The 5,434-nt window shown below is 72.2% G+C and carries 6 protein-coding genes; all 6 read left to right on the forward strand.

What is annotated here, in order from left to right:
• The first annotated feature begins 57 nt into the window (after positions 1–57).
• Genes FOE67_RS15320 through FOE67_RS15345 form a run of 6 tightly spaced genes read left to right on the forward strand, consistent with a single transcriptional unit; the run spans position 58 to position 5,382 of the window.
• The gene (locus FOE67_RS15320; protein WP_228473920.1) at positions 58–513 is read left to right on the forward strand and encodes a roadblock/LC7 domain-containing protein; all 456 of its coding nucleotides are present in this window, start codon (positions 58–60) and stop codon (positions 511–513) included.
• Positions 510–863, forward strand: a complete 354-nt coding sequence (locus FOE67_RS15325) for a DUF742 domain-containing protein (protein ID WP_182664600.1) — start codon at positions 510–512, stop codon at positions 861–863. The genes FOE67_RS15320 and FOE67_RS15325 overlap by 4 nt, the downstream gene beginning before the upstream one ends.
• The gene (locus tag FOE67_RS15330; RefSeq protein WP_182664602.1) at positions 844–1,464 is read left to right on the forward strand and encodes a GTP-binding protein; all 621 of its coding nucleotides are present in this window, start codon (positions 844–846) and stop codon (positions 1,462–1,464) included. Before FOE67_RS15325 ends, FOE67_RS15330 begins: the two co-directional genes overlap by 20 nt.
• Positions 1,368–2,738 (forward strand): cytochrome P450, encoded by a 1,371-nt coding sequence (locus tag FOE67_RS15335; protein ID WP_438874228.1) that lies wholly within the window; start codon positions 1,368–1,370, stop codon positions 2,736–2,738. Before FOE67_RS15330 ends, FOE67_RS15335 begins: the two co-directional genes overlap by 97 nt.
• A complete protein-coding gene (locus tag FOE67_RS15340; protein WP_182664606.1) occupies positions 2,738–4,063 on the forward strand; it encodes a cytochrome P450 family protein in 1,326 nt (441 codons plus the stop codon). Before FOE67_RS15335 ends, FOE67_RS15340 begins: the two co-directional genes overlap by 1 nt.
• Positions 4,060–5,382, forward strand: coding sequence for a cytochrome P450 (locus tag FOE67_RS15345; protein ID WP_228473921.1), 1,323 nt, complete (start codon positions 4,060–4,062; stop codon positions 5,380–5,382). Before FOE67_RS15340 ends, FOE67_RS15345 begins: the two co-directional genes overlap by 4 nt.
• The last annotated feature ends 52 nt before the right edge of the window (positions 5,383–5,434 follow it).

Here is a 5,434-nt window from a genome sequence, read left to right on the forward strand (position 1 = left end):
GCAGTCCCCCACACCCCCCGCCCCGACCACCTCTTCAGTTCCGAAGGACGAATCCCGATGACCGCACCAGAACCCGGGGACTCCAACCCGATGGGCAACATTCCCGCCACCAAGCTGGACTGGCTGCTGGAGAACCTGCTGGAGCGCACCCCGGGGGCCCGTCACGCGCTGGTGCTCTCCCGCGACGGCCTCAAGCTCTGCCGCACCCCCGAACTCTCCGAGGACCAGGGCGACCAGCTCGCCGCCATCTCCGCCGGCATGCAGAGCCTGTCGCACGGCGCCTCGATCGAGTTCGGCGACGGAAGCGGCGGCGTCCGCCAGTCGATGACCGAGTTCTACGGCGGCATCCTCTTCATCATCGAAGCCGGTGACGGCGCCCATCTCGCCGTGGTCGCCGACGAGACCGCCGACCCCGGCCTGATCGGCCACAACATGAACGAGCTCGTCGAACAGCTCGGCGAGTACCTCACTGCCCCGCCTCGACGGCCGGATGAAGGTGATGATCGGGTATGAGCCCTCCCCGGAACGAGAACCCGGACCGGCTGTACACCGTCACCGGTGGCCGCAGCCGGTCCACCTCGGACGCGTTCGACCTGGTCACCCTCGTGGTCAGCGAATGCGAACCCACCGCCGGCATGCAGTCCGAGCACGCCGCGATCCTGCGGCTGTGCCGGTACCCCACGGCGGTCGTGGAGATCGCCGCCGACCTGGGCATGCCGGTCGGCATCGTGAAGATCCTGCTCGGCGACCTGCTGGACACCGGGCGGATCACCGCCCGCCACCCGCAGACCGCCCGGCGATCGGCGCAACTACCCGACACTTCCATCCTGGAGCAGGTGCTCGTTGGACTCCGCAACCTCTGATCCGGCTCTGCGCCCGACCGCCCGGACGCCCCTGAGCAGTACCGCCGACAACGGCCTGAAGATCGTCATCGTGGGCGGCTTCGGCGTCGGCAAGACCACCATGGTCCGGTCCGTGAGCGACATCAGGCCGCTCAACACCGAGGAGACCATGACCCGGGCCGGGGAGACGATCGACGATCTCTCCCGGGTGCGGGACAAGACCTCCACCACGGTGGCCTTCGACTTCGGCCGCATCACCCTGAACGAACGCACCATCCTCTACCTGTTCGGCGCGCCCGGTCAGGAACGCTTCTGGTTCCTGTGGGACCGCCTGTTCAGCGGCACCCTGGGCGCCGTCGTCCTGGTGGACACCCGGCGGCTGGCCGACTCCTGGTACGCCATCGACCGCCTGGAGCACCACGGGACACCGTTCATCGTGGCGCGCAACGACTTCGGCGGCCCGGCCCACTCCGCCGAGGAGGTCCGCGAGGCCCTGGACCTCTCCGACGACGTCCCGCTGGTGGAATGCGACGCCCGCTCCCGCAACTCCAGCAAGTTCGTCCTCATCTCCCTGGTGGAACACCTCAGAGGGCTCGCCGAGGCCCGGGAGGGAATCCGGTGAGCGGGTCGGGGGGCGGAGCGGCGGGCTGCCCGTTCGCCGACGGCACGGTCCCGCTGTCGGGGCCGCGCTTCCACACCGACCCCGCCGGGCTCTACCGCGACATGCGGCGCGAGCACGGCGCGGTGGTACCCGTGGAACTGCTCGGCGGGCTCCCCGCCTGGCTGGTCATCGGCTACCGGGAACTGCTCCGGGTCACCGGCGATCCCGAACTGTTCAGCCGCGACTCCGGGCTGTGGAACCAGTGGGACGCCGTTCCCCCGGACTGGCCCCTGCTGCCGATGATCGGGCGGAACCAGCCCTCCATCCTCTACACCGTGGGCACCCGCCACCACCGACGGGCGAGGATGATCTGTGACGCGCTGGAGGCCGTCGACCCCATCGAGCTGGCCCGGCACACCGAGCGCATCGCCGACTCCCTGGTGGACGACTTCTGCCGGAAGGGCGAGACGGAGCTCATCTCGACGTACGCGATGCTCCTGCCGGTGCTGGTCCTCGCCCGCCTCTACGGCTTCCCCGACGTCGAGGGCCCCGGGCTCGCCCGGGCCCTCAACGACATGATCGACGGCGGGGAGGACGCCTTCGCCGGCCAGCAGCACCTGGCCGCCTCCATGCACCGTCTCGTGGCGAGCCGACGGGCGGAACCCGCCCGGGACGTCGTCTCCCGCATGCTGGCGCACCAACCGCAGGAGTTCACCGACGAGGAGATCCTCCAGGACCTCATGGTGATGACGGCCGCCGGTCACCAGCCCACCGCCGACTGGATCGGCAACTCGGTGCGCCTGATGCTCACCGACGACCGCTTCGCCGCCTCCCTGGCCGCCGGGCGCAACAGCACCGGCGAGGCCATGAACGAGGTCCTCTGGGAGGACACCCCCACCCAGAACGTCGCGGGCCGCTGGGCCGCCCGCGACACCCAGCTCGCCGGCCGGCACATCCGCGCCGGCGACATGCTCCTGCTCGGCCTGGCAGCCGCCAACGGCGACCCCTCCGTGCACGCGGGGGCGGGCGCGGGCCCCGGTCCGCACGACGGACTGCGCGGCGGCAACCACGCCTTCTTCTCCTTCGGCCACGGCGAGCACCGCTGTCCGTTCCCGGCCCAGGAGATCGCCGAGGTCATCGCCCGGACCGGCATCGAGGTGCTCCTCGACCGCCTGCCCGACATCGACCTCGCCGTACCCGCCGCGTCCCTGGTCCGGCGTCCCTCGCCGTGGCTGCGGGGCATGGCCGCACTGCCCGTCCGCTTCACACCCACCCCTGCCCGCGGAGGCATGTGATGACCCGTCCCGCTCCCTCCCCCGCCACCGGGTCCTCCCCGGGGGCCGTGACCGGCTGCCCGGTGATCGCCCTGGACCCCCTGGTCCGCGACCTCGACGGCGAAGCGGTGCGGCTGCGCGACGCCGGGCCGCTCGCCCGGGTGGAACTGCCCGGCGGCGTCCCGGTGTGGGCGGTCACCCACCACGAGGAGGCCCGCCGGCTGCTCACCGACGCGCGGCTGGTCAAGGACATCAACGAGTGGGGGGCCTGGCGGCGCGGGGAGATCCCCGCCGACTGGCCGCTGATCGGCCTGGCCAACCCCGGCCGCTCCATGCTCACCGTGGACGGCGCCGAGCACCGCCGGCTGCGGGCCAAGGTCGCCCAGGCACTGAGCCCCCGCCGGGTGGAGTCGCTGAGGCCGGGGATCGAACGGATCACCGAACGGCTCCTGGGCGAGCTGACCGCCCGCGCCGACGCGGAGGAGGCCGCCGGCGGCCCGCCGCGGCCGGTGGACCTCAAGGCCGCCTTCGCCTACCCCCTGCCGATGGGCGTGGTCGCCGAACTCATGGGCATCGACGACGCCGACCTGCCCCGTCTCCAGGAGCTGTACGACGCCTTCTTCTCCACCCAGACCCCGCCGGACCGGGTCCTCGCGGTGCTGGGCGAACTGGCCGAACTCTTCGGCCGGGTGGTCGAGGAGAAGCGGGCGAACCCCGGGGACGACCTCACCAGCGCCCTGCTGCTGGCGGATGACGGCGGGGAGCCGCTCACCGTCGAGGAGGTCGTCAACACCCTCCAGTTGATGATCGCCGCCGGTCACGAGACCACCATCAGCCTGATCGTCAACACCGTGCGGGCCCTGCTCAACCACCCCGACCAGCTGGCGCTCGTGCTCTCCGGCGAGATCCCCTGGGAGACCGCGATCGAGGAAACCCTGCGCCGGTACAGCCCCACCTCGCACGTCCTCATCCGGTTCGCCCGCGAGGACGTGGAGATCGGCGGGAGCGTCATACCCCGCGGTGACGCGCTGATCACCTCCTACTCGGCCATCGGCATCGACACCGCCCGGCACGGCGCCGACGCCGAGTCCTTCGACATCACCCGCGCGACCCCCATCCGGCACATGTCCTTCGGCCACGGACCGCACATCTGCCCCGGGGCGCCGCTCTCCCGCCTGGAGGCGGGCATCGCGCTGCCCGCGCTCTTCGAGCGGTTCCCCGACATGGCCCTCGCCGTCCCGGACTCCGAGCTGCGCAACAAGCCGGCCGTCACCCAGAACGACCTGTACGACCTGCCGGTGTTCCTCCGTCCCCCCGTCGATTCCAGTCCCGGAAGCCCCCGATGACCACGCACCCCTTCCCCGACGCCCCGGGCGTCGCCGGTCCCCCCGGTGGCGCCGACCGGTCCACCCCTCCCGCGGGCTGCCCCGCGCACGGGGGTCCCGGGAACGCCGTGCCGCTGAGCGGCCCCCGTTTCCACACCGACCCCACCCGGCTCTACCGGGAGATGCGCTCCGAGCACGGTCCGGTCGTCCCCGTCGTGCTGCCCGGCGACATCCCCGCCTGGCTGGTCGTCGGCTACCGCGAACTGCACCGCGTCACCGGGGACCCGGAACTGTTCCCCCGCGACTCCAGTCTGTGGAACCAGTGGGAGAACATCCCGATGGACTGGCCGCTGCGCCCGATGATCGGCGTGCGCCTCCCCTCGGTGTACTACACCGTCGGGGAGGAGCACCGCCGCCACCTGGCCGCCGTGGAATCCGCGCTGGAGGCCGTGAACCCGCACGAACTGCGGTCCCACGCGGAGGAGTTGGCGGACCGACTGATCGACTCCTTCTGCTCCGGCGGGGAAGCCGAACTCGTCGGCGACTACGCCATGCTGCTGCCGGTGCTGGTCCTGGCCCGGATCACCGGCTTCCCCGACGCCGAGGGCCCCGACCTCGCCCGCGCCATGAACGACCTCGCCGACGGAGGGGAGGGCGCGATCGAGGCGCACCAGCGGTTCGGCGCTGCCATGCACCGCCTGGTGGCGGCCAAACGGCAGTCCCCCGGCCCCGACGTCGCCTCCCGCCTCCTCGCCCACCCCGTGGGCCTGAACGACGAGGAGTGCGCCCTCGACCTCATGGCCATCACCGCCGCCGGCCACCTGCCGACCGCCGACTGGTTGGGCAACTCGGTGCGCCTGATGCTCACCGACGACCGCTTCGCCGCCTCCATCGGCGGCGGCCGGCGCAGCATCGGCGAGGCCATGAACGAGGTCCTCTGGGAGGACACCCCCACCCAGATCCTCGCCGGTCGCTGGGCCGCCCGCGACACCCGGCTCGCCGGCCGGCACATCGCCGCCGGCGACATGCTCCTGCTGGGCCTCCAGGGCGCCAACGCCGACCCCGACGTGCACGACCTCGCCGGGGACGACGGTTTCCGCGCCGGGAACAGCGCCCACTTCTCCTTCAGCCACGGCGAGTTCCAGTGCCCCTTCCCGGCCCGGGAGATCGCCGAGGTCATCGCCCGGACCGGCATCGAGGTGCTCCTCGACCGCCTGCCCGACATCGACCTGACCGTCCCGCAACAGACGCTCGCCCGGCGGCCGTCCGCGTTCCTGCGCGGCATGAGCACCCTGCCGGTCCGCTTCGCTCCCACCCACCCCGTCGGGGTCATGAGATGAGAGGCACGAGATGAGCTGTCCCGTCACCGGCCGTGGCGACTCCCCCGGCCCC

It is taken from the genome of Streptomyces calidiresistens (assembly GCF_014141525.1).
Classification (GTDB): Bacteria; Actinomycetota; Actinomycetes; order Streptomycetales; family Streptomycetaceae; genus Streptomyces; species Streptomyces calidiresistens.

What these genes read in the sequence shown, in the direction of transcription:
- FOE67_RS15320 (WP_228473920.1), top strand. Translation starts at nt 58, where the DNA reads ATGACCGCACCAGAACCCGGGGACTCCAACCCGATGGGCAACATTCCC.
- FOE67_RS15325 (WP_182664600.1), top strand. Translation starts at nt 510, where the DNA reads ATGAGCCCTCCCCGGAACGAGAACCCGGACCGGCTGTACACCGTCACC.
- FOE67_RS15335 (WP_438874228.1), top strand. Translation starts at nt 1,368, where the DNA reads ATGCGACGCCCGCTCCCGCAACTCCAGCAAGTTCGTCCTCATCTCCCT.
- FOE67_RS15340 (WP_182664606.1), top strand. Translation starts at nt 2,738, where the DNA reads ATGACCCGTCCCGCTCCCTCCCCCGCCACCGGGTCCTCCCCGGGGGCC.
- FOE67_RS15345 (WP_228473921.1), top strand. Translation starts at nt 4,060, where the DNA reads ATGACCACGCACCCCTTCCCCGACGCCCCGGGCGTCGCCGGTCCCCCC.